At 63.2% G+C, this 26538-nt stretch carries 23 protein-coding genes; 20 read left to right on the top strand and 3 right to left on the bottom strand.

The features are described from left to right. The first annotated feature begins 56 nt into the window (after positions 1-56). Complete coding sequence (hflX, locus tag D8M36_RS09185; protein WP_236886306.1) at positions 57-1481, top strand: GTPase HflX; 1425 nt, start codon at positions 57-59, stop codon at positions 1479-1481. Further along, on the top strand, positions 1478-3499 hold the full coding sequence (locus D8M36_RS09180) for an ATP-dependent DNA helicase (protein WP_126848416.1): 2022 nt from the start codon (positions 1478-1480) through the stop codon (positions 3497-3499). The genes hflX and D8M36_RS09180 overlap by 4 nt, the downstream gene beginning before the upstream one ends. Before the next feature lie 19 nt (positions 3500-3518). On the opposite strand, the gene lexA is transcribed toward D8M36_RS09180, so the two are convergent. Then, positions 3519-4187 (bottom strand): transcriptional repressor LexA, encoded by a 669-nt coding sequence (gene lexA, locus D8M36_RS09175; RefSeq protein WP_126848414.1) that lies wholly within the window; start codon positions 4185-4187, stop codon positions 3519-3521. 178 nt (positions 4188-4365) lie between these two features. Here lexA and D8M36_RS09170 point away from each other — a divergent pair, with 178 nt between their 5' ends. Beyond that, complete coding sequence (locus D8M36_RS09170; RefSeq protein WP_126848412.1) at positions 4366-4713, top strand: LysM peptidoglycan-binding domain-containing protein; 348 nt, start codon at positions 4366-4368, stop codon at positions 4711-4713. A 49-nt stretch (positions 4714-4762) separates the two neighbouring features. After that, positions 4763-5227 (top strand): transcriptional regulator NrdR, encoded by a 465-nt coding sequence (nrdR, locus tag D8M36_RS09165; protein WP_126848410.1) that lies wholly within the window; start codon positions 4763-4765, stop codon positions 5225-5227. Positions 5228-5378: 151 nt separating this feature from the next. Here nrdR and D8M36_RS09160 read toward each other — a convergent pair whose 3' ends face one another. After that, on the bottom strand, positions 5379-7622 hold the full coding sequence (locus D8M36_RS09160; protein ID WP_126848408.1) for a HelD family protein: 2244 nt from the start codon (positions 7620-7622) through the stop codon (positions 5379-5381). 237 nt (positions 7623-7859) lie between these two features. Between D8M36_RS09160 and D8M36_RS09155 the strand changes: the two genes are divergently transcribed. Further along, positions 7860-8066: a cold-shock protein gene (locus D8M36_RS09155; RefSeq protein ID WP_016663000.1), complete on the top strand. Its 207-nt coding sequence runs from the start codon at positions 7860-7862 to the stop codon at positions 8064-8066. A gap of 51 nt (positions 8067-8117) precedes the next feature. Here D8M36_RS09155 and D8M36_RS09150 read toward each other — a convergent pair whose 3' ends face one another. After that, on the bottom strand, positions 8118-8966 hold the full coding sequence (locus D8M36_RS09150; protein WP_065248207.1) for a spermidine synthase: 849 nt from the start codon (positions 8964-8966) through the stop codon (positions 8118-8120). 63 nt (positions 8967-9029) lie between these two features. On the opposite strand from D8M36_RS09150, the gene D8M36_RS09145 reads away from it, so the two are divergent. The 15 genes from D8M36_RS09145 to D8M36_RS09075 all read left to right on the top strand — a co-directional run bounded on the left by D8M36_RS09145 (position 9030) and on the right by D8M36_RS09075 (position 26443). Next, complete coding sequence (locus tag D8M36_RS09145) at positions 9030-9485, top strand: hypothetical protein (RefSeq protein WP_126848406.1); 456 nt, start codon at positions 9030-9032, stop codon at positions 9483-9485. 39 nt (positions 9486-9524) lie between these two features. After that, positions 9525-10748: a DNA polymerase IV gene (gene dinB / locus D8M36_RS09140; protein WP_202974888.1), complete on the top strand. Its 1224-nt coding sequence runs from the start codon at positions 9525-9527 to the stop codon at positions 10746-10748. A 140-nt stretch (positions 10749-10888) separates the two neighbouring features. Continuing rightward, positions 10889-11302, top strand: coding sequence for a DUF3040 domain-containing protein (locus D8M36_RS09135; RefSeq protein WP_126848404.1), 414 nt, complete (start codon positions 10889-10891; stop codon positions 11300-11302). Positions 11303-11898: 596 nt separating this feature from the next. Further along, a complete protein-coding gene (gene mraZ, locus D8M36_RS09130; RefSeq protein ID WP_065248803.1) occupies positions 11899-12330 on the top strand; it encodes a division/cell wall cluster transcriptional repressor MraZ in 432 nt (143 codons plus the stop codon). 152 nt (positions 12331-12482) lie between these two features. Further along, entirely contained in the window at positions 12483-13454 is a 972-nt protein-coding gene (gene rsmH / locus D8M36_RS09125; RefSeq protein WP_126848403.1) for a 16S rRNA (cytosine(1402)-N(4))-methyltransferase RsmH, read from the top strand. A gap of 2 nt (positions 13455-13456) precedes the next feature. Then, positions 13457-13942 carry a septum formation initiator family protein gene (locus D8M36_RS09120; protein ID WP_126848401.1) on the top strand — a complete coding sequence of 162 codons (486 nt, stop codon included), beginning with the start codon at positions 13457-13459 and terminating at the stop codon, positions 13940-13942. Positions 13943-13995: 53 nt separating this feature from the next. After that, positions 13996-15783: a peptidoglycan D,D-transpeptidase FtsI family protein gene (locus D8M36_RS09115; RefSeq protein ID WP_238638439.1), complete on the top strand. Its 1788-nt coding sequence runs from the start codon at positions 13996-13998 to the stop codon at positions 15781-15783. Between the two features lie 5 nt (positions 15784-15788). Continuing rightward, complete coding sequence (locus D8M36_RS09110) at positions 15789-17369, top strand: UDP-N-acetylmuramoyl-L-alanyl-D-glutamate--2,6-diaminopimelate ligase (protein WP_161970246.1); 1581 nt, start codon at positions 15789-15791, stop codon at positions 17367-17369. Beyond that, a complete protein-coding gene (locus D8M36_RS09105) occupies positions 17362-18810 on the top strand; it encodes a UDP-N-acetylmuramoyl-tripeptide--D-alanyl-D-alanine ligase (RefSeq protein WP_126848395.1) in 1449 nt (482 codons plus the stop codon). The genes D8M36_RS09110 and D8M36_RS09105 overlap by 8 nt, the downstream gene beginning before the upstream one ends. Then, positions 18807-19889 carry a phospho-N-acetylmuramoyl-pentapeptide-transferase gene (gene mraY, locus D8M36_RS09100; protein ID WP_126848393.1) on the top strand — a complete coding sequence of 361 codons (1083 nt, stop codon included), beginning with the start codon at positions 18807-18809 and terminating at the stop codon, positions 19887-19889. Before D8M36_RS09105 ends, mraY begins: the two co-directional genes overlap by 4 nt. A 36-nt stretch (positions 19890-19925) precedes the next feature. Next, on the top strand, positions 19926-21431 hold the full coding sequence (murD, locus tag D8M36_RS09095) for a UDP-N-acetylmuramoyl-L-alanine--D-glutamate ligase (protein WP_126848391.1): 1506 nt from the start codon (positions 19926-19928) through the stop codon (positions 21429-21431). After that, on the top strand, positions 21428-22711 hold the full coding sequence (locus D8M36_RS09090) for an FtsW/RodA/SpoVE family cell cycle protein (protein WP_126848389.1): 1284 nt from the start codon (positions 21428-21430) through the stop codon (positions 22709-22711). Before murD ends, D8M36_RS09090 begins: the two co-directional genes overlap by 4 nt. Beyond that, the gene (murG, locus tag D8M36_RS09085; RefSeq protein ID WP_126848387.1) at positions 22708-23856 is read left to right on the top strand and encodes an undecaprenyldiphospho-muramoylpentapeptide beta-N-acetylglucosaminyltransferase; all 1149 of its coding nucleotides are present in this window, start codon (positions 22708-22710) and stop codon (positions 23854-23856) included. Before D8M36_RS09090 ends, murG begins: the two co-directional genes overlap by 4 nt. Continuing rightward, positions 23856-25334, top strand: coding sequence for a UDP-N-acetylmuramate--L-alanine ligase (gene murC, locus D8M36_RS09080; RefSeq protein ID WP_238638438.1), 1479 nt, complete (start codon positions 23856-23858; stop codon positions 25332-25334). The genes murG and murC overlap by 1 nt, the downstream gene beginning before the upstream one ends. Next, positions 25331-26443, top strand: coding sequence for a cell division protein FtsQ/DivIB (locus D8M36_RS09075; protein WP_126848383.1), 1113 nt, complete (start codon positions 25331-25333; stop codon positions 26441-26443). Before murC ends, D8M36_RS09075 begins: the two co-directional genes overlap by 4 nt. The last annotated feature ends 95 nt before the right edge of the window (positions 26444-26538 follow it).

Genomic DNA, 26538 nt, shown 5'->3' with positions numbered 1-26538 from the left:
CGCGCGAGGCAGTGGAGCCCGAAGGTGCGAGCAGCGGAGCGCGCGAAGCTTCGATCATGGAGCGCGTGCTCTCGAGAGGTGACGCGTCGATCTCGGCGACCACGTATGAGAGCGATGCCGACGGCGAACAGCTTGACCTTGCCGAGCGTCACTCGCTTCGTCGCGTCGACCAGCTCCGTACCGATCTCGAGGATGTCACCGAGGTCGAGTACCGCGAGCTTCGACTCGAAAACGTAGTACTCGCGGGCCTTTTCACGACCGGCAACGTTGAAGACGCTGAAAACTCCATGCGGGAACTCGCCGCACTCGCCGAAACTGCCGGTTCGCGTGTGCTCGACGGCGTCATGCAGCGGCGCGCCCACCCCGACCCCGCCACCTTCCTCGGCTCTGGCAAGGCGAAAGAGCTCGCCGAGATCGTCGCCGATCTTCGGGCCGATACGGTGATCTGCGACGGCCAGCTCGCCCCGTCGCAGCGCCGTGCGCTCGAGGACATCATCAAAGTCAAGGTCATCGATCGCACCGCGCTCATCCTCGACATCTTCGCCCAGCACGCGAAGTCCCGCGAAGGTAAAGCCCAGGTGGAGCTCGCGCAGCTCGAATATCTCCTCCCGCGCCTTCGCGGTTGGGGCGAATCAATGTCCCGTCAAGCAGGCGGCCGCGTTGCGGGCGGCGCGGGGATTGGCTCGCGTGGCCCCGGCGAAACGAAAATCGAACTCGATCGCCGGCGCATCCGCACGCGTATGGCGAAACTCAGGCGCGATATCAAGGCGATGGCACCTTCGCGCGAAGCGAAGCGCGCTGACCGCAAGCGCAACAAGGTCCCCTCTGTTGCGATCGCGGGCTACACGAACGCCGGGAAGTCCTCGCTTCTCAACCGGCTCACGGGTGCCGGCGTCCTCGTAGAGAACGCCCTCTTTGCCACACTCGACCCGACAGTGCGGCGATCGGTGACGCCTGACGGCCGTGAGTTCACGTTCGCGGATACCGTTGGATTCGTGCGCTCGCTGCCCACCGAGCTCGTGGAGGCGTTCCGCTCCACACTCGAAGAAGTCGCCGGGGCGGATCTGCTTTTGCACGTCGTCGATGCCTCCCACCCCGACCCGGAGGGGCAGATTCGCGCGGTCCGTGCCGTGCTCTCCGATATCGACGGCTTTGACGTGCCCGAAATCGTGGCCCTCAACAAAGCCGATCTCGCGAGCCCCGAAACTCTCGCGCGGCTCCGCTCGCAAGTGGAGCATTCGGCAGTCGTCTCGGCACGCACCGGTGAGGGAATTGAAGAGCTACGCGCGCTGATCGCCGACATGCTTCCGCGCCCCTCGGTCGAAGTCGATATCGTCGTGCCCTACACCCGAGGTGACCTCGTTTCGCGTGTGCACACCCAGGGAGAACTCATGAGCGAGGAGTTTCTTCCCGAGGGCACACGCCTTGTGGCACGAGTCGACGAATCCCTGGCCGCCGATCTCGCTTCCGCGCGCCAGTGAACGATTCGGATCCGGGGCTCGAGAAGCTGCTCTCCGCGGCTGTCGAAGCGGTCGGAGGAGCCGATAGGCCCGGGCAGCGCGCCATGGCCAGCGCGATCGAACGCAGCATCGATCTTCGCCGGCACCTCATCGCTCAGGCAGGCACCGGTACGGGCAAGTCGCTCGCCTACCTCGTCCCCGCACTCAAGCGTGCCGTCGAGCGCGGAACACCCGTCGTCATTACCACCGCGACCCTCGCGCTTCAGAGTCAGATCGTCGCAAAGGACCTCCCGCGGATCGTCGAGGCGCTCGGTACGGAACTCGGCCGCGTGCCGAGTTACAGCCTCCTTAAAGGCCGCGGCAACTACGTGTGCCTTCACAAGCTCGAGGGTGGCTACCCCGATGATCTCGACCCCGGAGCCCTCTTCGCCGAATCGTCCGTGACGGGCGTGAAGCATGACTCCGAACGCCTCGGTGCGCAGGTGCAGCGCCTTCGCGAGTGGGCGCAGGCAACCGACACCGGTGACCGCGACGAGCTCGACACTCCCGTGTCGGACCGCGCTTGGCGGCAGGTTTCTGTCACTGGTTCGCAATGCATCGGCACGTCGTGCCCGTTTCACGACGAGTGCTTTGCCGAACGCAACAGGGCACTCGCACGCGAAGCAGATGTCGTGGTGACGAACCACGCCCTCTACGCGATCGATGCTTTTGACGGGCATGGAATCATCCCCGAACACGATGTGGTGATCGTGGATGAGGCTCACGAGTTCGTGGATCGCGTGACGTCCTCAGTGACCGAATCACTTCACCAGGGTGCTATTCGCGGGGCCGTGCGCGAGCTGCGAAGGATCGGGATTACGGCCATTGAACTCGACGATGCGGGAGTAGCCCTCGAAGAGGCGCTCTCGCCGCTTCCCGATGGACGCGTGCGCGGCGAGCTCGAACCTCGACTTCGCGACACGCTCACGATCATTCGCGCCGAAGCTGAATCTGCGCGCGATGACGTGAAAAATGCCGGGGATGCCGCCGAGATATCAACGGCGGGTGCCCGGGCCTCGGTGCGTGCGAGGCTTGCCGAAATCCTCAACGTGTGCGACCGACTTCTCGACCCGCATGAGGACGACGTCATCTACCTCAACCACAGTGAAGCTCTCGGCCGAACCTTTATCGACGTCGCCCCGCTCAGCGTTGCGGGCCTCGTCAAGCACGGCATCCTCGATGAGCGCACCGCCATTTTCACCTCGGCAACGCTCGCCTTCAACGGGCGGTTCGATAGCGCCGCTTACTCGTTCGGGCTTCGCGGTGAGAAGCGGGCGGAGCTCGAGAGTGATGTGGGAGTGAGCAGTGGAGAAGGGCCGCGCGAGTGGTGGTCGGCGCTCGATGTTGGTTCGCCATTCGCCTATGCGCGGCAGGGAATTCTGTATGTCGCCTCCCATTTGCCGGCTCCGGGTCGCGACGGCACCTCGAGTGAGATGCTCGAGCACATCGTCGAACTCATCGAAGCCTCCGGGGGTGGGGCGCTTGGGCTCTTTTCGTCTCGGCGAGCAGCTGAGGAAGCCGCGGAGTATGTCCGACGGATGACGGGCCGAACAGTGCTGCTCCAGGGGGAAGATTCGAACGCGGCGCTCGCGGCGAGGTTCCGAGAAAACCGTGACGCGTGCCTTTTTGGAACGCGGACCTTCTGGCAGGGCATCGACGTTGCGGGGCAGGCGTGCCGGCTCGTGCTCATTGATCGGATACCGTTCCCACGGCCGGATGACCCGCTCGCTTCAGCGCGTCAGGAGCGGCTTGCACGGCTCGGACGCAATGGTTTTTACGAGGTTGCAGTGCGATCCGCGGCGTTGAGCATGGCACAGGGCGCGGGGCGCCTGATCCGCACGGAAACCGATCGCGGGATGGTTGCGGTGCTCGACTCGCGGCTCGCCACGAAGTCCTACGGTTCGGCGATTCGCCAGGCGATCCCGCCGCTGTGGGCCACGCGTGAGCCCGAAGTGGCGATTGCCGCGCTCGAACGATTGCGCTCCGAGCTCTCCGAGTAGCTGCGGATCAGACCGAGGACTAGACCGAGCGGAGAACGGCGACGACCTTGCCGAGGATTTCGGCTTCGTCGCCGAGGATTGGTGTGAAGGCCGGGTTGTGGGGCATGAGCCATACGTGGCCATCGCTGCGGGCGAAGGTTTTCACGGTCGCCTCGCCGTCGATCATGGCCGCGACGATTTCGCCTTTTTCCGCCACTTTCTGCTGGCGCACAACGACCCAGTCGCCGTCGCAAATAGCGGCATCGATCATCGAATCGCCCTGGACCTTGAGAAGGAAGAGCTCCCCATCACCCACGAGCTGCGCGGGTAGGGCGAAGACGTCCTCCACCTGTTCTTCCGCGGTGATCGGGATTCCTGCGGCAATCGTGCCCACGAGCGGGACGTTGACGGCGGGGGAGCCCGGTGCGTCGTACTCGCTCGGGAGTGGGTCACCCTCATCGTCCATATCGACGAGCCAAAGCGTGCGAGGGCGTTTCGGGTCTTTGCGGATATAGCCCTTGCGTTCAAGCTCGGAAAGCTGATGTGAGACCGACGACGGCGACTGAAGGCCGACGGCTTCACCGATTTCGCGCATCGTGGGTGCGTATCCGTTCGCGCGAATGGACCGCGCGATCGTGTCGAGGATGCGCTGCTGGCGCTCGGTGAGAGCCGGGGAGCCGGCTGAGGAGCCGTGTGCAGAGGAGGCCATGCGCCGATCCTTTCGGTGGGGCGAGTTTAAATGTCTCACCCCCGTTGTTGAGTGGAGGCGTACCTCAAAGGTACCGGAACAGAACGCTTGTTCCAAACAGGTGTTCGAAAATGTCTTGACTTTTTCGAACGCTTGATCGTACGCTCGTCATGTCGTCAATCGAACAAGGATTCTAAAAATGAGCACTTCTACGTATAGCGCCCAGCCGGTTCGAAAGAATGTTCGTCTTCGTCTTACGCGCCGTGGCCGTGTCGCCGTCGTCGCACTGGTCACCTTCGTCCTTGCCGCCGTCATTCTCGTTGCCGGCGCAGTCGCGCTCTCGCCCTCCGCGGCCGCGGGCGACGATGGCGCAATGGCATACACGACCGTCCGAGTTGAGGAGGGGCAGAGCCTCTGGGGTATCGCGTCGAGCAGCGCGCCCGCAGGAACTGATGTGCGTGATTACCTCATGCTCGTCCAGGACATCAACAATCTCGAAGGATCGGTGATCCATCCGGGTCAGGAGCTCGCCCTCCCGAACCTTTAGGCCCCGGCCGCATGGCGCCTGTTGGCAGGCACCCTGGTAGAATTGCGGGGTGCATTGCCCTTTTTGTAGGAATGAAGATTCGCGCGTTGTGGACTCGCGAACCGCTGACGACGGCATGACCATCCGCCGCCGTCGGCAGTGCCCTGCATGCAATAAGCGCTTCAGTACAACGGAATCGGCGTCGCTCGCCGTGCACAAGCGCTCCGGAGTGAGCGAACCGTTCTCGCGATCGAAAGTGATTTCGGGGGTACGGAAGGCCTGCCAGGGGAGGCCGGTGACCGACGACCAACTCGCGGTGCTAGCGCAGCGCGTTGAGGAAGCGATTCGCCTCAAGGGCGTCTCCGAGATCGATGCTCACGACGTGGGCCTCGCGATTCTTCAACCGCTCAAGGAACTTGACCTCGTTGCCTACTTGCGCTTTGCGAGCGTGTACCGCGGATTCGATTGCCTTGAAGACTTCGAGGCGGCCATTGAAGAGCTGCGAGCCGAGAGCGAAGATTCTTCACCGCGCTAGAAGCGGAACCGCGAAGCCTGAGATTCCTGTGAAAGTGGTCGGGGGCCCTCCAAAAACCCTGTATGATTTTCTTGGCCGATGGTCGCGGAGGGGAAGCCGCGGCCATCGGTTCTTTTATGCCCGTTTACGCGGGTGTGCGCGAGGCGCGCCGTTACGGCTGGAGACCGGCGGGCAAATCGCCTGCGTAGACCACGCTAAGCGCCTGCGTTGGGCGCGTGAGTGCGACGTAGAGATCATTCGCGCCGCGAGCGTGACTTTCGAGAATCTCACGGGGCTGCACGATCACGACGGCGTCAAATTCGAGGCCCTTGGCATCCGTGGGAGTCATGACCGACACTTCCCGGTCGATACCCACTGATCCGCGCCCCACGGCTGCATCGCCGAAAAGGCTGGAGGCACCCGCGAGCACAGCATCGAGATGGTCATCGAGGCAGAGAATCGCGACTCGGCCGCGGGTGAGGTCAGCGAGGGTGCGGGCTTCGACGAGGGTCTTTTCTACGAGGCCGGCCTCGGGCGCCTCGATGAATCGCACATCATGCTCACCCTTACGCACACTCCTTACTTCCGTCACGCTGAGTCCGTGAGCGGCGGCGAGCGACGAAGCGTGGCGCATGATGCGCGAAGGCGTGCGGTAGTTGACCGTAAGTTCCTCGATACACGCGCGATCGTCGATAAACGGCGAAAGCGCCGAGTCCCACGAGTCAGCCCCCGAAATTGAAGAGGTCTGAGCAACATCGCCCACGATCGTGAACGATTTCGTGGGATTTCGGCGCATGAGCGCGCGCCACATCATGGGGGAGAGCTCTTGCGCTTCATCAACGACGATGTGGCCGTACGTCCATGCGCGATCCGCTGCGGCTTTCTCCGCAAGAGAGCGGCCATCGCGTCGGGCGCCCACCTGAGCCGCGAGCTCAGCTGCGCTCACGATGCCTTCGGAGGAGTCGATCATGCTCAAAACTTTCTCGGCGTATTCGAGGTTCGAGCGTTCGGCAGCGCGGGCCTTGTCCTGTTCGCGCTGCGCTGCACTGTCGTCGTCGCCAAGAAGTTCGGCAATCTCGTCGAGCAGAGCGACATCGTCGACGGTCCATTCGGCGTCCTTCGAGCGATGCAGCAGCTTTGCTTCGCGTGCGCTCATGTGCTCGCCGGCGGCGTGTACGAGCCGATCCTTACTCGCGAAGAACGAACGGGCGAAGGACTGCGGGCTGTACGGCAGCCAGCAGCGGTTGAGCGCGACCTTGACGTCGTGGTTCGTGCGCAGGTCATGGAGGAGGTCCGCGCGATCTTCCTCAGCCCACGGCCGCTCGAGGCGCGTGAGCTCCGCGCAATAGGTTTCCACGAGGCGCTCAAGTGCAGCGCGCACGAAGGTCGTGCGCGCGAGATTGTGCGGTCTGCCGGTGGCACGGGCCTCGGCGCGTGCAGCGCGCACATCCTTCGGCGTAAGAGTGATGTGCACGCCGTCGATGTTGAGATCGATGGGAGCTTTGGGGATTTGCTGGCGCGCCTTGATCGCGCGACGCAGAACTTTCGTCATCGCGAGAGATCCCTTCACACGCGCGACTTCCTCACGGTCGCGCTTGTCAGCCCGTACGCCCGGAACGAGTTCGCCTGGTGTGAGCGTCACGACGCCTGTCTCGCCGAGACTCGGGAGCACGCGCTCGATGTAACGGAGGAACCCGCGCGTAGGAGCAACGATGAGTACACCCGAGTGTTCGAGCCTCTTGCGGTGGGTGTAGAGCTGGTAGGCAGCGCGATGGAGAGCAACCGCGGTTTTGCCCGTGCCGGGGCCGCCTTGGACAACAAGTGCGCCGCGGGTTTCGTGGCGGATGATGCGATCCTGTTCGGCCTGAATGGTGGCGACGATGTCGCCCATGCGGCCAGTGCGTTTCGCGGAGACGGCCGCGAGGAGAGCACCCTCGCCCTGGAGGCTCGAATGGTGCTCATCCGAGTCAAGAAGCGAGCCGTCGAGAACGTCGTCCTCAATGTCCACGACGGTGCGCCCTGACGTCACGAGATGGCGGCGAAGCCGCACCCCGCCCGGACACTTGGGCGTTGCCTGATAAAACGCGGCGGCGGCAGGTGCGCGCCAATCAACGAGAAGTTGTGTGCCTTCGGCAGTGAACACCCCGATGCGGCCGATGTAGTGCCGGCTGGCGTCGGACCTATCGAGCCGGCCAAAAATGGCGTTTGACGAAACCGACCTGAGGAGCCCGATGCGGTCCTCGTAGAAGGTGGCGAAGGAATCCCGCTCGCTGCGGTTTTGGTGGGTGCTCGCCGTTTGAGCGCCAATCACGCTTGAATGCTGTGTTTCGAGGCGCGCAATCTGTTCGTCGATGCGTGCATAGACTCGATCGGAGTAGCGCTGTTCGAGGGCGATCTGCTCGTCAGAGGAAGCCACGTGGGGTCCTTCCAGGATGGGACATGATCCACTTGCATGCCCCGTGCGGGGCATAAGCGACATTCCATTATGGTCGCTTTTCATGAGCGTTCCAACCTAAGGTTGCCGCGGCTATCGAAGTGGAGAATGGCGCCGACACGCTGAGTGGAAACTGTGTACGCATGTGCATGGCGTGGAATGATGGTGGCTGCGCGTGTTTATGCGCAATTTGGTACGAGAAGTAAGGGGAGTCCACGCATGGCACAGGGCTCAGTTAAATGGTTCAACGCCGAAAAGGGTTTCGGCTTTATCGAGGTTGATGGCGGCGGCGCCGATGTGTTCGTTCACCACACGAGCATCGACATGGATGGTTTCCGTACGCTCGACGAGGGCCAGCGCGTCGAGTTCGAGGTCGTCGACGGCGACAAGGGACCGCAGGCCGCGCACGTGCGCTCGCTCGCGTAAGCTCGCCTCACGAGGCTTTCGTTCCGCACCCGTTTCGGGTGCGGAACTTTTTTAATGTCCGACGGTTGCCGCTCCCGCATCGTCGCCGAGCTCGACGATGGTTCCCCCGCTCGCGAGCCGATCGACGGTTTTCTGGTCCAGCGTGCGTACGGTGACGGCGTCGGTTCGAATCGCGCGGCGCGCGGCGGCGCTCAGCCCGCCGGGGGTGTAGACCGCAATGCAGTTTGAACGGCGCCTTTTCTTTATAGCGCTTGGCTCAGCAATGAGCTCGATGTCGCCGAAGGCCTCGCGAAGGGTGACGATCTCGTCGGCGAGTTCGCGCTGGTCACGATCCATGGCGATGTTCGCGAGAAACATGCCGTCGTCCTTCAGAATGCGGCGCTGCTCGCGCCCTGCCTCGAGGCTGCGCATGGGAAGTGGCGTGCGGGAATGGGAAAACACGTCGCGGATCACGATGTCGAAGCGCGCCGAGCGCAGCGTGGGGAGAACGGTGAAGGCGTCACCTTCGCGGATGGCGACGCGTGGAGAGGCGGGGAGGTCGACCCATTCCCGAACGAGGCTGATGAGTTTCGCGTCGAGCTCGACCACGGAGTTGCGTGAATGGGGGAAGTGGTGCGCGAGTGCGCGGGGGAGCGAGGCGGCGCCGCCTCCGAGGTGGGCGATGTTGAGCGGGCTTTCGCTCGGGTAGGTTGTCGTGATTATTGAGGCGATCCACCTCATGTACTCGAATACGAGGTTCTCGGGGTCGGGGTGGATGTGGGAGCTCTCCATACCGTCGATGATCACGGTGTAGGAGCCGTCTGTTTCTGGCTCAAGGCGTACGATCCCGAAAGTCGTGTCGATGTCCTCAAAGAAGGGGAGGGTAAGCGGAAGGCGGTTGGGTCGACGGTTGCGTGCCATGACTCGAGTTTAAATGTCTCACCCCCTTTCTATTGTCGTGAGTGTCGAGAAAGGGGAAGCAGCATGACATCGACACCACAACTCACCTTGACCTCAGCGGCGCCTTCGGCGCTCAGGGAAATTCGGCAGCTCAATGCGAGCCTTGATCGGCTCGACGCTCTTGAAACCGACATTCGCGAGAGCAGCGCCGAGGGGGAGATGAACGTGGCGGAGCGCTTCGAGCGCGTCCACCGCGCGGCGCTCAAGGTCGCGGGGCTTGCGATTGAGCGCGCAAATGCGCAACGAAAGCGAAAGCTCCCACTCAACGTGTGGCAGGCGCTCGAGCGCATGGGAGGCGTGCATCGCGTGCGCGCACGCGAGGCCGCGCGCTTCGTGGAACTTCGCCGCACCGCCGGCTCGTACTGGGAATCAACGGAGGCGATCAGCGAGCGGGATGTTCGTGAACACGCCGAGCAAACCCTCGCCTATCTCTACGAGGTCAAGGAGGAACTCCTTGGTCTCGAGGCTCTCGCCGCCTAAACGCGTAGGGTTAACCTTCGAGTGTGAGGAGGTGAGAGCGTGCCTATTGAGCCGTGGCCGCGCGCCATCGCCCACGTCGATATGGATGCGTTCTTCGCCTCTGTTGAGGTTCGCGATGATCCGCGCCTTCGAGGCCGTGCCCTTGCGGTGGGAGGGGACGGCCCCCGAGGCGTCGTCGCGACGGCAAGTTACGAAGCTCGCCGGTACGGCGTGCACTCGGCGATGCCTATGAGCCGGGCGCGCACGCTCTGTCCTGACCTCATCGTCTTGCCCGGCCGTCACGCGCATTACCGTGAGGTTTCCGCACAGATCATGGCGGTGCTCGATCGTTTCACGCCGCTTCGGGAAGCTGTGAGCGTTGACGAGGCCTACCTCGATATCTCCGGTGTGCAGCGGCTCCTTGGCGCTCCAGAGGAAATCGCGAGGGCCATCCGCCAGGCCGTGTGGGACGAGGTCCATTTGACCTGCTCCGTCGGTGTGGGAATCTCGAAGTCTGTCGCGAAGATCGCCTCGTCGCGCGCGAAGCCCCACGGGATTGACGTGGTCGAGCCTGAACGCACCGCCGCGTTCCTCGCACCACTGCCGCTTTCTGCCATCGGGGGCGTGGGGCCCGTTGCGCAAAAGAAGTTTACGAATCTGGGCGTGGCAACCGTCGGCGAACTTGCGGCGCTCCCGCCGAGCGTTGTGCACAGGGCTGTGGGCTCCGGCGCTCCCGCGTTGCTCGCGCTTGCGCGCGGGGAGGATTCGCGGCCCGTGGGGGCGAATGCAAAAGACAAGAGCATTGGCAAGGAGCGCACATTCTCGACCGATATCGCCGATCCGGTGCGCCTTCGCTCGATCGCAACGAGCATGGCAGATGAAGTGTCTTATCGGCTGCGCACTCGCGGGTTGGCTGCGAAAAGCGTCTCGATCAAGGTTCGCCGGCCCGATTGGTCGACTCTCACGCGCACGGGGAGCTTCCCCGTCCCGGTGTACGAAAGTGAGGAGTTTCGTGAGCGTGCCCTCGTGGTGTGTGAGCGGGCACTCGCGGGCGTAGGTTCCGTGCGTTTGCTCGGGGTTCGAGCGGAGCATCTCGTTCTCGCCTCGAGCGTCCATGCGCAGGGCGATCTCGAAGGGCGATCTGCAACGTGGGGCGAAGTGGATCGGGCCATGGATCGTGCCCGGGAACGCTTTGGGGTGAGCGCACTCGCTCGCGCATCGGGCCTCGAAAAACGCGATCTCGAGGCGAAAGACGGCACTGACTCGGGCAATGGCGATGCCTGAAGCCGTGTGCTCCTAGGTGAACGCGGTTTCGAAAATCTCAGGTTTGCTGCCTACACTGAGACCACGACGATCCGCCGAGCAGCACCCCTCATCCTCGCGCTTTCGTAGGGCCCGCTGTACCTCGGTGTAAGGAGGCACCAATGCCACTCTCCGAAAAGGAGCAGAGGATTCTCGATGAGCTCGAGAAGCAGCTCTCGAGTGATGATCCCACGCTCGCGCACCAGTTCGGTGAGCCCGAAAAATCGTCGTCCTTCAATACCCGCCGGGTTGCCCTCGGCGGTGGCATTATCGTCGCCGGTCTCGCACTCCTCATTTTCGCGGTGTCACTTCCCGCGGTGTGGCTGGGCGTTCTCGCCTTCGTCGTGATGGTGGTGGGCGCGTTTGTGTGCCTCTCATCGGAATCGCCAAAACAGATCCCCTTGGATGATCCGCGCCGTATGCACCCGTCCTTTACTTATGGGGCCTCGAAGCGAGGCGCAAAAGGTTCGAAGGCACAGTCGAGCTTCATGAAGAAGCTCGAGCAGCGATGGGACGAACGCGGGCGCGAGCGCTAGCCATAAGCGTGAAACCCGGGCGATAAGCGCGGGTGCTGAATCAGCCCCCATCAGCGCTTGCTCTTTTTGAGGGTGTTGGACACTCACGTCGAGATCGTGATTTCGGGCGTGCCCCTGCAGCTTTCTCAACCTCGATGCCCCTCTGCGAGCGATGCCCATCCGCGGCTTCCACTTTCCTCCACCACCTCCACTTCTCTCCACTGCCTCCACTTTCCTCCACCACCTCCACTTCCCTCCACTGCCTCCACTTTCCTCCACCACCTCACCCCGCCGCGTTTCCTCCGACAGGCGCGCGGAGCCTTATGTGACCCGAAAAATGCGTACTGACCTGCATGTTTAGTGGGTGAGCCGGGCCTGTGGGGTGCTTGGATCCGGCGATTCGTTTGACGGGTTTTCCCTGGGAAATCCCTCCAATCGTGGCCCTTGAGAGGGTTGTGCGACGAATCTCCTCCACTTACCTCCACCTCTCTGGCCTGCATTTTTGTACCGAATTGACGACGATGTAGTGAATGGGGTGTTGTTTGTGGTGGGAAGTGGGGTAAAGTGGGGGCGTAAGGAGAGGTCCACCCGGATCGAGACGGGGAATGGAGGTGCCCATGTTCCTTGGCACCTTCACGCCCAAGCTCGACGACAAGGGGCGGCTCATCTTTCCGGCAAAGTTTCGCGACCAGCTCGCGGCGGGGCTCGTGATGACCCGAGGTCAGGAACACTGCGTGACGGTGTACCCGATGCGGGAGTTCGAGAACCTTCACGAGCAGTTGCGCCAGGCGCCGGTCACGAGCAAGGATGCGCGCGACTACCTTCGCGTGCTCCTCTCGGGAGCGGAAGACGTCGTGCCGGATAAGCAGGGCCGCGTGACCATTCCTTCGCACCTTCGCTCATACGCGGGGCTCGATCGCGAATGCACGGTTATTGGTGCCGGCAACCGCATCGAAATCTGGTCGAGCGAAGCGTGGGAGACATATCTGGGAGAGACCGAGGAGGCCTTCGCTCAAACGGCAACCGAGATCGTTCCAGGTTTGTTCTAGACGACGTGCCGCGAGGCATCTCTTCGCTTGCGCCCCGACGCATCTTCCCCGGTGGCGGGACGCAAGCGAGGAGATGTCTGACGGTATGACGTCACCCGCGAAACGATCAGGAAACCGACGCCGAATGGTGATAGCGAGCGAGGGGAGGCACGATGGACGCATCCCAGCTTCACGCACCCGTGATGCGCGAGGAGTGCCTCGAGCTCCTACGCCCCGCACTCGAGCGCGCGAACTCCACCTACGTGGACTGCACCCTCGGCATGGCGGGACACGCGTGTGCTGTTCTCGAGGCGTTTCCGAACACCCACCTCGTGGGGATCGACCGTGACGCAGCAGCGCTCGGCCTCGCTCGCGAGCGCCTGATCCAGGAAGGCTTCGACGGGCGCTTCACACTCGTGCACACCACTTACGACGGAATCGTGGAGGCGCTAGCGGAAGCGGGGCGTGAGAAGGCCGACGGTATCCTCATGGACCTCGGTCTCTCGAGTTTTCAGATTGATACACGCGAGCGCGGTTTCGCCTACAGCGTTGACGCTCCTCTCGATATGCGCATGAATCCCGACGGCGACTCGCTTACCGCCGCGGACATTCTTAACACGTGGAGCGAACAGGACATCGCGAACATCCTGTACCGCTATGGAGAAGAAAAATTCTCGAGGCGGATCGCACGCACAATTGTGCAAGAGCGAGCGTCGGAGGCCTTTGAGCGTTCGCCCCAGCTTGTGAGCGCGATCGAGCGGTCCCTGCCCGCGAAGTCCCTCCACTCGGGTGGCCACCCGGCCAAGCGCACGTTTCAAGCGCTGCGGATTGCCGTGAACGAGGAGCTCGATATCCTTCGCGACGCCCTCGACAATGCGCTCGGCGCACTAGCGCTCGGCGGTCGGCTCGTCATCGAGTCTTACCACTCGCTCGAAGACCGCATGGTCAAGGAAGCCTTCGTGGCGGCGAGCACCTCGAAAACTCCCGCGGGCCTTCCCGTTGACCTCGCAGAGTTTGCCCCGAACTTTTCGCTCGTCAAGCGTGGAGCCATGAAGGCGCCCGCACGCGAGCAAGAAACCAACCCGCGTTCGGCGAGCGTGCGCTTGCGCGCCATCGAACGCACGACACCACCGGAGATTTCATAGCCATGGCACAGCTCGCAGCTACCCCCGCCTCCCGCAGGCGTGCCGGCATCGCTCCCGCGCACGCGCGATCAGCGAACCTCGCGCTTGTCGCGCGCCCGAATATCCAGCGCAGCTCTCTCCCCTTCACGGTGCTGTGCACGCTCGTGCTGCTCACTGCCGTGATCGCGACCCTTATGCTCAATATTTCGATGACGAACATGAGCTACGAGGTGACGAAGCTCCAGCGGGAATCTCGTGAGCTGAGCGAGCAGACCCAGGTGCTCGAGGAAAAGACGGATCTACTCGGAACACCTCAAGAGCTTGAACGTCAGGCGCGCGAACTGGGAATGGTGCCCGCGGGAAAAGTTGCCTACATTGACCTCGCAAACGGAAGCATTATCGGCGAGCCGGCAGCCGCGGCTCAGGGGGCGACAGTGCTCGTTCCGCACGTCGCGAAAGCGCCTAAGAATCTTTACGATTACGGCATGGGTAATGAGAGGGCGCGCTAAACGTGCCGGATTCTCGTGTGCCTCGAGACTCACGTAGCCGCCCGCCGCGCAAAGTGCGTGACGGGCGTTCTCACGCTCCTCGAAAGTCGGGAGCGGGAGCGCGTCCGCGCCGCAATGGTGACGAGCCGCATCGCCGTCACAGCGTGATCGTGGTGCTCATGCTCATCGCCGCCCTTGCGATCAGCATGCGCCTCGTGTGGATCCAGGGGATTAATTCTGCTCAGTTAGCGGCTGAGGCACGCGCGAATCGCCTCCACACCGAGCGAGTGCCGGCGCTTCGCGGCGACATTCTTGATGCGAACGGCGAGGTGCTCGCCACGAGCACCGAACGCTATACCATCATCGTGGATCAGCGGCAGATGCCCAGTTACCGCGAAAAGTCCCAAACCGCGCAGGTCAAGGGCGTGAAGGCGGTCGCGATGGAACTTTCACCGCTACTGTCGATGAGCGTTGATGAGCTCGAACAGAAACTCACGGGCAAGTCGGGGTACACGATCCTTGCCAAGGACGTGAGCCCCGAGGTCGAAGCTGCCGTCAAGCAGCTTCGCATCGGTGGCGTGACATCCGAGCGGGTTGCCGAGCGTTTGTATCCGGCGGGCCAAGTTGCGGGCAATATCGTGGGCTTCACGGGTTCGGACGGTACGGCCCTCGCGGGCGCCGAACTCTCCTTCGACGAGATCCTGCGCGGAACCGATGGCGAGCGTCAGTATGAGCGCGGTGCAGGTGGGCAATTGATCCCCTCGGCGCAGGTCAGCGAGAAGGCTGCGATCGATGGCGAGAGTATTGAACTGACGATCGATAGAGACCTTCAATACCGTGCGCAGGAGATTCTTGCGCAGCGGGTTAAGGATTTTGGAGGTAACGGCGGTGCTGCCGTCGTGATTGACCCGAAAACCGGCCACGTGCTCGCCCTTGCCGACTACCCCACGTACGACCCGAACAATCCCGGCGCGACTGACGCGAAGTATCGCGGCAATCAATCCATCTCGAATGTTTTCGAGCCTGGTTCGACGGGCAAGCTTTTCACCATGGCGTCGGTGATCAACGAGGGGAAGGCAAAGGTCGACGATCATTTCTCGATCCCGTACCGAAAGGATTTCGGCGGGGAGAGCATCAAGGACTCGCACGAGCACCCCGAGCGCTATTACACGCTTGCCGGAGTGCTCAAGTACAGCTCGAACGTTGGTACGGTTGAGGTTTCACGAAGGATCCCGAACGAGAAGCGCGAGGAGTACTTGCGGGGTTTCGGGTTTGGCGCGAAAACGAATATCAACCTTCCCGGAGAATCCGCGGGAATCCTGCACCCCGCGAAGGACTGGCGTGGTCGCACGCAATACGCGACCGCTTTCGGTCAGGGCTATGCCGTTACGGCGCTGCAGATAGTCTCGGCCGTGGGCGCCTTCGGCAACGATGGCGTGCGCATCGAGCCTCGCATCGTCAAAGGGCGGGTGGGAACGGACGACTCCTTCACCCCCGAGCCGGAAGGTGAGCACACGCGCGTCGTCTCAAGCGACACGGCTGCGACAATGCGCGATCTTATGGATAACGATATCGACGATAACGGCAAGGCCGCGGGCAGCGTTGAAGGATACGCCGTTGGCGGAAAATCGGGAACGGCACAGGTCCCTGGCGGAACCTACACGTCTTCGTTCATTTCGATGGCACCCATGGACGATCCGCAGCTCGTAGTGGGCGTGTTCGTGTACGGGATCAACGGGTTCCAGTCCGGCTCAACGGTTGCGGGTCCTGCCGTCTCGGAGCTTCTCGGTTACGCCCTGCAACGCCGCGGGATCGCCCCTTCGGGGCACCCCGGTACCGAACTTGAAAACGAATGGAAGTGAAAGTCGTGAGTGCTCGCACCAATCTCATGCTGGGAGACCTCGCTCGCCAACTCGAGGGCGCCCCGGGGTCGGGAGCGCTCGAGTTGCGCGGTGAGAGCGTGCCGATTTCGAGCGTCACGATCGATTCCCGCAAGGCGGGGGAGAAGGCCCTTTTCGTTGCGGTCCAGGGCGAGAACGCCCACGGCGCGAGTTACGCTGGAGCGGCTCTCGCGCAGGGCTGCCGCGCGATTCTCACGGACGAAGCGGGAGCTTCGATCGTGAGTACCGATCACCCAGAAATTCAGTGCGCGCTTCTGCTTTGCGAGGATCCTCGAGCGCTCGCGGGCTTTGCCGCGAATCTTGTGTACGGGAAGCCTTCGCACGAGATTCCGCTTGTCGGCGTGACTGGCACGAACGGGAAGACTTCCGTGACGACGATGTGTGCGCGCACGCTTCAGGAGCTTGGCGAGAATGCCGGCATTGTTGGCACGAACGGCACCTTCCTCGCGTGGGCGGGCGGGCGCGAGGAAAAGATTCCCACGGAGCGCACAACCCCCGAAGCCACCGACGTGCACGCGCTCTTGCGGCACATGGTGAACGAAGGAATGACTTCCGCTGCGCTCGAGGTTTCGAGTCACGCCATGGTTCTCCACAGGGTCGCGGGAGTCTCGTTTGACGTCGCGGTTTTCACTAATCTCAGCCAGGATCACCTCGACTTCCACAAAGACATGGAGGACTACTTCGAGGCAAAGGCATCGCTTTTCACCCCCGTGCATGCGAGGCGCGGCATCGTGTGCGTTGACGACGAATGGGGGCGCCGGCTCGCCAAACGGGCCACGATACCGGTCACCACGTACTCGGCGTACGGGCACGAAGCAGATTTCACGGTCGGAGAAATCAATCGCGGTGAATATGGCACGGTGTTTACGGTGCAGCCGTCGGAAGGTGCGCCGTTCACGCTCGAAAGTGCACTCCCCGGCACCCACTATGTCGCCAACACTCTCGCGGTTGCCCTTGTGCTTCGTGCGCTCGGTTGTGAGGGCGAGAAGGTTCGCACGGCGCTCGCGGCCGCGGGCACGGTGCCCGGTCGCATGGAAAGGGTCGGCCAGTCCGACGCTTGCCCGCGTGTCGTCGTGGACTATTCGCACACGCCCGATGCGCTCGAGCACGCCCTCGAGACTCTCCACACCCTTGAGAACGTGGGGGAAATCGTCACAGTTTTTGGTGCTGGGGGGCACCGCGATGCGCTGAAACGGCCACTTATGGGGGAAGTCGCGGCGCGACTTTCGGATCGCGTGTTCGTGACGGACGACAACCCGCGCGATGAGGAGCCCGCGTTGATTAGGCAGGACGTGCTTGCGGGAATCCCGGAGGGCTCTCGCGCGAGAGTCGAGAACGTTGGTGATCGAGCCGAGGCGATCGCACGAGCCATCGGTGAGGCCAAGATCAATGACGTTGTGCTCATCGCGGGAAAGGGAGCGGAAAGCGGGCAGGTGCTCGCAGATCGCACGATCGACTTTGATGATCGCGTGCACGCGCGCGATGCGCTTCGTACATGGGCGAAGAGGAACGCCACCAGGACGATGAAGGAGGAGCACGATGCGTAAGACGACGACAGGGGCAATCGCGCGCCTCGTGGGTGGCCGCCTCGTTGGGGGCGCGACGGGGGAGGAGTGTGTGCACGGAAAGGCGAGCGTCGATTCGCGCGTCATCGATTCAGGTGATCTTTTCGTGGCATTCGAGGGCGAGCACGTCGACGGCCACGACTTCGTGAGCGCGGCCGAAAAGGGCGGTGCTGCCGCGGCGCTCGTGACGAAAACGGATCAGGCCCTCGCCCTCCCCGCGATTCAGGTCGAGGATCCGCTCGCTGCTCTCGACATCCTCGCCCGTCACGAACTTGAGAGCGCGCGCGCAAGTGCTGAGCCGCCCATCGTTATTGCGTTGACCGGCTCCAACGGGAAAACGAGTACGAAGGATCTGCTGCACGCGATCCTTGCACCCGTAGGAGAAACGATTGCCCCCGTGGGCAGCCGCAATAATGAGCTAGGCCTTCCGCTCACGGTCCTTGAGCTGACAGAGACGACGCGCTTTCTCGTCCTTGAAATGGGAGCAAGGGGTATCGGGCATATCAGCCACCTCACGGATATCGCGCGCCCGGATGTGTCTGTCGTTCTCAATGTTGGCTCCGCCCACGTTGGTGAGTTCGGCGGTGTGGAGAACATCGCGCGGGCCAAGGGGGAGCTCGTGGAAGCGCTTGAGGAAAGCGGAACGGCAGTTCTCAACGCCGACGACGCTCGAGTGAAGGCGATGGGAACTCGCACGCGAGCGCATCTCGCGCATTTCTCCCTGAACGACAGTTTGGCCGAGGCCTATGCCGATCACGTGCGGCTCGATGCCTTGGCGCGTGCGAGCTTCACGCTCTACATGGGCGGCAGCGAGCTGCCTATCGCGCTTACTCTCACGGGAGAACACCACGTGAAAAACGCGCTTGCGGCAGCCACTGCTGCTTCCGCGGTGGGCGTGAGGTTCGAGGAGATTGCCGCGGGCCTCAACGCCGCCGAGCAGCGTTCCCCGGGACGCATGCAGGTGAGTGAGCTGCCAAAAGGAGTGACGCTCATCAACGATGCGTATAACGCGAATCCTGATTCGATGCGCGCGGGGCTTAATGCGCTTGCGGTTCTCGGTCGTGAGCGCCACACGATTGCCGTGCTCGGCGAGATGCTCGAACTCGGGGACGAAAGCGCGAAAGCGCATCGCGATATAGGCGCCTATGCTGCCCGCAGCGGGATCGATGTGGTTGTCACGGTCGGTGAGGGAGCACGGGACATCTACGAAGGTGTGACCGAAACCCGCGGTGAACACGAGGGGGCCGTGTATGTCGAAAGCCTCGAGGATGCTCCCGCTGTGCTAGAAACATTGAGGAGGCCCGAGAGCACGTTTTTGCTCAAGTCGTCCAACGGTGCGGGCCTCGCGAAGCTCGGCGAATCTCTCGTGCGTGCGTGGGGAGCCGAGTCCACGAAGGCGGATAACCGAGGAGAGAAGGAATGATCGGAATTTTGGTCGCCGGGGCCTTGGCCGCGGTGCTCTCGTTCTCTCTTACCCCGCTGTACATTCGCTTCCTCGTGAAGAAGCAGTATGGCCAGTTCGTGCGAGACGACGGCCCCACAACGCACGCCACGAAGCGCGGAACCCCCACGATGGGCGGCGTCATGATCATCCTCGCGACCCTCCTCGGGTACGCGGTCGGTCACCTGAGTATTCTTCGAGCCCCCTCGGCTTCGGGCATGCTCGCACTTCTGCTCATGGTGGGGCTTGGCGTTCTCGGCTTCATGGACGACTACGCGAAAATCGCGAAAAAACAGTCGCTCGGCCTTTCGCCCCGCGCGAAGCTCGTGGGCCAGGGACTCATCGGTACGGCCTTCGCCGTGCTCGCGCTTCAATTCCCGGACCGCTGGGGGCACACGCCCGCGTCGATGCATATCTCGTTTGTGCGAGATATTCCCTGGCTCAACCTCGCTTTTGCCGGCACGGCCCTCGGCATCGTTTTGTTCGCGATTTGGGCGAACTTCCTTGTGGCCGCGTGGTCCAACGGCGTGAACCTTACGGACGGCCTCGACGGCCTTGCCTCCGGCGCGACCATTATCTTCGCGGGCGCTTACGTGCTCATTTCCTTCTGGCAGTGGCGCCAGCAGTGCGGAGTTGAAGAGCTCCGCTCGTGCTACGCCGCGAGGGACCCGCTTGATCTTGCGATTGTCGCTGCCGCGGTCCTCGGCGCGTGCGTGGGCTTCCTTTGGTGGAACACTTCGCCCGCGCGCATCTTCATGGGAGACACGGGCTCGCTTGCCCTCGGTGGCGTGCTTGCGGCCCTCACAATCCTGTCGCGCACGCAGCTCGTTGGCGGAATTATCGGAGGGCTCTTCGTCATCATCTCGCTCTCGGTCATCATCCAGGTGACGAGCTTCAAACTCACGCGCAAACGCGTGTTCCGCATGGCTCCCCTCCAGCACCACTTCGAGCTCAAGGGGTGGAATGAGGTGACGATCGTCGTGCGCTTCTGGATCATTGCGGGCATGTTCGCGGCGCTCGGCCTCGGCCTGTTCTACCTCGATGCTTTGCGCTTCATCTAATCCATCCGTTTTCGACCTATTGCCAGGTGTCATCGCGTGACTTCTTCTGAAACTTCTGTGCGACTTCCCGAGCGTCCCTTCCCGGGCCTTGACGTTTCGGGCGCCCGCATCCTCGTGACGGGATTCGGGGTTTCGGGGTACGCGATTGTGGACCAAACACTTCAGCGCGGCGCGCATGTGACCGCGGTAGACGCTTCGAGTTCAGAATCAAACCTTGAACGCGCCAAGGTTCTCGAGACTCTCGGTGCGCGGATCCTGCTCGGCGAAGAGCACACGCGCGCGCTTCCTGAAAATTCCGACGGCTCCCCGTTCGACGTCGTTGTCACATCTCCCGGGTGGCGGCCGGACCACCCCCTCCTCGCCGCTGCGAAGGACGCGGGGATCGAAATCTGGTCGGAGATCGAGCTCGCGCGCCGCATGCAAAAGGCTGATGGCCCTGAGTGGCTCGCGGTCACGGGCACGAACGGGAAAACGACCGTCGTGACGATGCTCGAGTCGATTTTGCTGAACGCCGGTGTGCGTGCGGTGGCTGCGGGCAACGTGGGACTTCCCCTGATCGAAGCGGCGCTCGATCCGGAGGGCTTCGAGGCCATTGCTCTCGAGCTCTCGAGTTTCCAGTTGCACTGGACGGAGAATCTCGGTGCGCACTCGAGCGCGATCATCAACATCGGCGCCGATCACCTTGACTGGCACGGAGGAATGGATGCCTACGCCGAGGCAAAGGCCAAGGTGTATGCGGGAACCCAGCACGCGTGCCTGTACAACAAGGCCGACCAGCGCACGCTTCACGCCCTCGAAGAAGCCGACGTGGTTGAGGGCTGCCGCGCGATCGGTGTGAGCCTCTCCGCTCCCGGCCCGAGTGAGTTCGGCATCGTGGAGGATCTCCTTGTCGACCGCGCTTTTTGCGAGAATCGGCACTCGCAGGCGGCAGAGATCGCGAACCTCGACACGCTGGCTCACCTTGGACCGCACGGCGCCCCGCCCCACGTTGTTCTCAATGCGCTTTTTGCCGCTGCGCTCGCGCGCTCGTTCGGGGTACAGCCGATTCACGTGCGCGAAGGGCTCGCCGCCTACCGTGCGGGGGAGCACCGCAGCGAAATCGTTCATGTCAAAGACGGCGTGGCTTTTGTTGATGACTCGAAGGCCACGAATCCCGATTCGGCTGCCGCAGCGCTCGGCGCCGCACCCTCCGTGGTGTGGATCGCCGGGGGAGACGCCAAAGGCGCGGATCTTCACGGCCTCGTCGCCGCGCAAGCCGCGCGCCTCAAAGCCGTCGTGCTCATCGGGCTCGACCCCGCACCGTTCACGACAGCGCTCGACGATCACGCGCCGAACGTTCCCCGTGTGTGGATCGACCCCGCCGAGTGCGAAGACACACGTAGCCTCATGCACAAGGCTGTGGAAGCGGCGGCTTCGTACGCGAGCGACAGCGACATCGTGCTGCTCGCCCCGGCCGCCGCGAGCATCGACCAATTCGCCAATTACGCCGAACGCGGCAACCTTTTCGCCGAAGCGGCGCGGAGCCTTGGGAGCGGCGCGTGAACGAGCGCGCGAAGCAGCGCCCGAGCGAGCAGCGCCCGCTCGGTGACGTCGGCGGGGAAGTGAAGTCAACACTCGGCCGCTGGCTTCAGTCACCTGCTCTTGATTTTTATGCGATCGCCGTCATCGGCGGGATCCTCATCACGATCGGTCTCGTCATGGTGCTCTCGAGCTCATCGGTGACCAATATCGCGAAGGGGCATTCGCCCTATGCGTCGTTCATGACCCAGGGTGTTTTCGCGGTCATCGGCCTCGTTCTACTCATCGCTGCAGCCCTCACCCCGGTGAGGTGGTACAAGAACATTGCCGTAGCCTCAGCGCTCTTACTTCTCGGACTGCTCCTTCAGAGTCTCGTGTTTACCCCTCTCGGGCTCGGTAAGGGTGGTAACCGGAACTGGATTCATGTCGGTCCCATCCGCGGCCAGCCATCGGAATTTCTCAAGCTCGCGCTCGCGGTGTGGCTGGGTGCTTTTCTGTCGAAAAATCGTCACCGTCTGCGTGAGTTTCCAGTTCTCTGCACCGCTTTTGTTGGGACGGGAGCGGCGCTCGGTCTCATTATTTTGGGGCGTGACCTCGGCACGATGATGATGGTCGGCATTCTTGCCGCGGGGGCGTTTTGGGTTGCCGGCGTGCCAAAGCGGTGGTTTCTCGTGGCGGGTGGCGGCGCCGCCCTTGGCGTGCTTGCTCTTGTGCTCGCGAGCCCGAATCGCATGGCACGCGCCCTCAACTGGCTGCACGGTGAGTGTGCCGGTGACTCGTGCTACCAGGCCGACAATGGCCTCATGGCTCTTGCGACCGGTGGCTGGTGGGGCGTGGGCATCGGGCAATCTCGCCAAAAGTGGGGCCGCGTCCCCGAGGCCGACAACGACTTTATCTTCTCGATCATCGGCGAGGAACTCGGCCTCTTTGGCACCCTCCTGATCGTTTTCCTCTTTACACTGCTCGCCATCTTTCTCTATCGCATGATGTTCCGTATTCGCGACCCGTTCGTGCAGATCACGATCGCGGGCATCACGTCATGGATTCTCGCCCAGGCCTTCGTGAACATGGCTGTTGTGACGGGGCTCCTGCCCGTTCTCGGCGTGCCTTTGCCTTTCGTGTCGGCGGGTGGATCAGCGCTCATCGCCTCGATGCTAGCCCTAGGCGTGCTGCTCGCCTTCGCAAAGTCGGAACCCGGCGCGAAGGAGGCCCTACGGGCCCACGCTCGCTACTCGAAGAAATCGGCAACGGTTGTCGCGAAGCCGGCGTCGGCACAACTGACCAGGAAGGGACCGCGCTCATGACCTCCACTGCCAGCACCTACGCGCGCAACAACGCGACCGTTCTCGTGGCGGGAGCCGGAAGCGCTGGCCACGTGTCTCCCATGCTCGCGGTCGCGCGTGCCCTCACCGAGCGTTACGAAGGCGTGAGAGTCGTGGCTCTCGGCACGAAAGTGGGCCTCGAGGCAGATCTCGTGCCCGCCGCCGGCTTTGAGCTGCTCACGATCGACAAGGTGCCTTTTCCTCGCCGACCTAACGCTGCCGCGCTGCGCTTCCCTCGCGAGTTCGGGCGCGGTCTTGGCGATGTTCGCCGGTTTATTCGCCACGAAGACGTTGATGCTGTCGCTGGATTCGGGGGCTACGTGTGCCCGCCCGCCTACATTGCGGGCAAGCACGCGAGAATTCCCCTGTTCATTCACGAGGCGAACAAGCGGCCCGGTATGGCCAATAGGCTCGGCGCAAGGCTTGGCGCGCGCGTCATGACCGCGTTCGATATGAGTGGGACGTCGGGACCGCTCTCGAAGTCCGAATGGGTGGGAATGCCCATGAGGCCGGAAATTGCCCACCTCGATCGCGAAGCGCGCCGTGCGGCGGCACGCGAGTCATTCGGTCTTGACCCCGATATGCCGACCCTCCTCGTGACGGGAGGCTCGCTCGGAGCGCAACGCCTCAACGAAATACTCACCTCCGCGATTGTGCCGCTCGAGGGGCTTGGGGTGCAGATCCTCCACGTGACGGGTAAGGGCAAGAAGATTCCCGTGAGCGGGAAGCACTACGTGCAGGTCGAGTACGTGAACGGGATGGAGGATGCCTACGCCGCGGCGGACTTCGCGGTGACGCGCTCGGGAGCCGGAACGGTGTGCGAGGTCGCAGCCGTGGGGCTGCCCGCGCTTTTTGTTCCCCTCCCCATCGGCAATGGTGAGCAGGCGCTCAACGGCGCCGATATGGTCGAGGCAGGCGGTGCGCGCATGATTAAGGACGCCCTTCTCACTCCCGAACTTCTCATCGAAACCGTTGCCGAGTGCATGCTCGACACCGAGGTGCGCACTCGCATGGAACATGCGGCGCTCGCACTCGGTAAGCGCGATGCCGCCGAGAAGGTCGCCGACCGCATTGCGGCGTCGATTCCGGCCCTTGCAACGCAGCGCCCCAAGGAAGGTGCCCAGTGATGCCCACCACTGATCTTCTCGACGATCTTCGGCCATTTTCCCCGGGGGAGATACGCACGATGCTGAGGCCGGGTGCGGTCGTCACCGACGCCGCCTGGCCGAAGACTCACGTGAGCAAAATCCACGTCATCCGCATTGGCGGCGCGGGTATGAGCGCTGTTGCGCGCCTCGCGCTCGAGGCGGGATTTGACGTCACGGGATCAGAGTCGCAAGAGGGGCGCTTCCTCCCGCCCCTTCGTGACCTCGGTGCGCGTATCACCGTTGGCTTTGACGCCGCCAATATCGAGGATGGCACCGACCTCGTGATCGTCTCGACGGCCGTGCGCGCCGATAACCCCGAGGTACGCCGTGCACATGAGCTGGACATTCCGGTGATTCACCGAGCGGCGGGCCTCGCCGGCCTCCTGAAAAATCGGGCACTCGTTGCCGTTGCCGGAACGCACGGAAAGACCACGACGAGTGCGATGGCCACACTCGCCTTGCGAGCGGCAGGCGCTGAGCCGGCTTGGGCCGTTGGCGCTGCCGTCCCCCAGCTGGGGGCGAACGCGGGCCAGGGAGGGGGCACGTACGCGGTCGTAGAAGCGGATGAGTCCGACGGTTCCTTTGTGGCCTTCGCCCCCTCGGTTCTCGTGCTCACCAACTTCGAGGCCGACCATCTCGACTTCCACGGCACTGAAGAGAATCTTCGCGCGGTGCTTTCCGCATTCGCGGCGCGGCTTGCGGAGACGAACGGCACCCTTGTTGCGTGCGCCGACGACCCCGGTTCACTCGCGTTCGCGCGCGACGCCCGGGCAGCGGGGCACCGCGTGGTGCTGTACGGCGAACATCCCGAAGCGACGTGGCGGATCACCGCTGATCGCTCGAGCGCCGCCGGTGCACACGTGGACATCGAGGCCCCAGGCGGGGAACGCCTCAACCTCTCGCTGCGCGTTCCAGGCCGCCACAATGTGCTGAACGCGCTCGGTGTGCTCGCCGCCCTCGATATCCTCGGCATCTCGCGTGAGGGAGTACTGACGGGGCTCGCGGAATTTGCGGGTGCGGATCGCCGCTTCCAGGTGGCGGGCGAAGTTCGCGGGACGGCCGTGATCGACGACTACGCCCATCATCCCCGCGAGGTCGCGGCGGCTCTGGCAGCTGGACGTGAACGCGCGGAGGAGGGGAAACTCGTCGCCGTCTTCCAACCGCATCTCTTCTCCCGTACGAAGGCGTTCACGCGAGAGTTCGCCGAGGCGCTCAGCTCTGCCGACGAGACGATCCTCCTTCCGATCTACCCTGCGCGCGAGGACTTCGACCCGAGCATTCGTAGCGAGGATGTCGCCACCCTCATCGATGGCTCTCGAGTTCTCGATGCGGCTGACCTCCCGGACTACCTTGCTTCCCATGCTCGCGATGCCCGCGTCATTCTCATGATGGGGGCAGGCGACATCGTGGATGTGAGCCCGCGCGTGCTCGAGGCCCTTGAAGCGAGCGGCGCATGAGCACCCCGAAGCGCCCGCAACGGCCCGTGCGCCCAAGGCGCCCCGAAGCCAGGGCGGCGGTGAACGTCGACGAGAGCCGTAAGAGCGGCACCACACAAGCGGATCAGCCGAAGCGCGGTGAAAGGAAGAAGCCGCAACGTGTATTCGGCAACCGTCGGAACACGAAGCCTCTCCCACCCGGCGGTACTTCCCCCGCCACACCCCAGAAGACGGAAACGTCACCGGAGCCCGCCGAGCGTGCGACCGACACGAAGCGCACGAAGCAGGGAAAGACGGCGAAGCCCGCAAAGGCACCGACGAAGGCGAAGGTGGCCCGGTCACGAACGTCCGCGACTTCCGTCGCGACAGCGCGAACGGCATCGCCGGGAAAGAGCCCCGTTGTCCACGCGGGAAAGAGGTTCGCGAGCAGGGTGCGGAAAAAGCCCTGGCAGAAAAACCGACGCTTGCTGCCCCTCATTCTCGGTTCCTTCGTGTTGCTGTTGTCGCTTGCGGTGCTCGCCCTCGCTTTCCTTCCGCAACTCAAGGTCTCTGACGTGCGTGTCGCGGGGGCAACATACGTTGATGTGAGCGCACTCGAGCAGGTGGCGAGTGCGCGCGAAGGGCAGCCGCTCGCCTTCACCGACCTCAATGCGCTGGAGGAGGACCTGTCCGCCGTGCAGGGGGTGAAGGCCGCGAAGGCTACTCGTCACTGGCCGAATACCGTCCGCGTGGTCATCACTGAGCGCACCGCGATCGCCCAGCTCGAGTCGGGTCGTAGCACTTCGCTTGTCGATAGCAGTGGAGCGAAACTTCCCGCGAATGCCGCGAACCCCGCGAGTCTTCCCCGGCTGGTCGTTGACCCCGCGACACCGAATGTTGAGGCGACGGAATCGGCGCTGCTCGACATCGCGCGCGTACTCCCGCCGAATCTACGCGCGGCACTCACGAAGGCGACCGCGAATTCTCCCTCCAGTGTCACGCTCGAGGTCGCAACGCAGGCCGGTCCTCGCACGGTCGTGTGGGGCGGGCCCGAGGATTCCGAACTGAAAGCCCGAGTCCTCGAAGCACTCCTCAACCAGCCCGGCGCGGTGATCGACGTGTCCTCGCCCGAGGCACCGACGATTCGCTAGAGCCACCGAAAGCGCGTCGTGACGCGCGTCGTTCCCACGTTCCGTGGAGGCTGTGACGAGAAAATGACATTCGTGTAAGACACGCGCTCGACAAT

It is taken from the genome of Dermabacter sp. HSID17554 (assembly GCF_003989295.1).
Lineage (GTDB): Bacteria > Actinomycetota > Actinomycetes > Actinomycetales > Dermabacteraceae > Dermabacter > Dermabacter vaginalis.
Note: the sequence above shows the minus strand (reverse complement) of the source record. Positions and strands in the feature narration are given on the sequence as shown.

Bases quoted from the DNA above. Each gene is read 5' to 3' on its own strand.
- D8M36_RS09105 (WP_126848395.1), top strand. From the start codon at position 17,362: ATGCGTAAGACGACGACAGGGGCAATCGCGCGCCTCGTGGGTGGCCGC.
- hflX (WP_236886306.1), top strand. From the start codon at position 57: ATGGAGCGCGTGCTCTCGAGAGGTGACGCGTCGATCTCGGCGACCACG.
- D8M36_RS09120 (WP_126848401.1), top strand. From the start codon at position 13,457: ATGGCACAGCTCGCAGCTACCCCCGCCTCCCGCAGGCGTGCCGGCATC.
- D8M36_RS09135 (WP_126848404.1), top strand. From the start codon at position 10,889: ATGCCACTCTCCGAAAAGGAGCAGAGGATTCTCGATGAGCTCGAGAAG.
- D8M36_RS09155 (WP_016663000.1), top strand. From the start codon at position 7,860: ATGGCACAGGGCTCAGTTAAATGGTTCAACGCCGAAAAGGGTTTCGGC.
- mraZ (WP_065248803.1), top strand. From the start codon at position 11,899: ATGTTCCTTGGCACCTTCACGCCCAAGCTCGACGACAAGGGGCGGCTC.
- murG (WP_126848387.1), top strand. From the start codon at position 22,708: ATGACCTCCACTGCCAGCACCTACGCGCGCAACAACGCGACCGTTCTC.
- murC (WP_238638438.1), top strand. From the start codon at position 23,856: ATGCCCACCACTGATCTTCTCGACGATCTTCGGCCATTTTCCCCGGGG.
- D8M36_RS09075 (WP_126848383.1), top strand. From the start codon at position 25,331: ATGAGCACCCCGAAGCGCCCGCAACGGCCCGTGCGCCCAAGGCGCCCC.
- rsmH (WP_126848403.1), top strand. From the start codon at position 12,483: ATGGACGCATCCCAGCTTCACGCACCCGTGATGCGCGAGGAGTGCCTC.
- D8M36_RS09145 (WP_126848406.1), top strand. From the start codon at position 9,030: ATGACATCGACACCACAACTCACCTTGACCTCAGCGGCGCCTTCGGCG.
- D8M36_RS09170 (WP_126848412.1), top strand. From the start codon at position 4,366: ATGAGCACTTCTACGTATAGCGCCCAGCCGGTTCGAAAGAATGTTCGT.
- mraY (WP_126848393.1), top strand. From the start codon at position 18,807: ATGATCGGAATTTTGGTCGCCGGGGCCTTGGCCGCGGTGCTCTCGTTC.
- lexA (WP_126848414.1), bottom strand. From the start codon at position 4,187: ATGGCCTCCTCTGCACACGGCTCCTCAGCCGGCTCCCCGGCTCTCACC.
- D8M36_RS09150 (WP_065248207.1), bottom strand. From the start codon at position 8,966: ATGGCACGCAACCGTCGACCCAACCGCCTTCCGCTTACCCTCCCCTTC.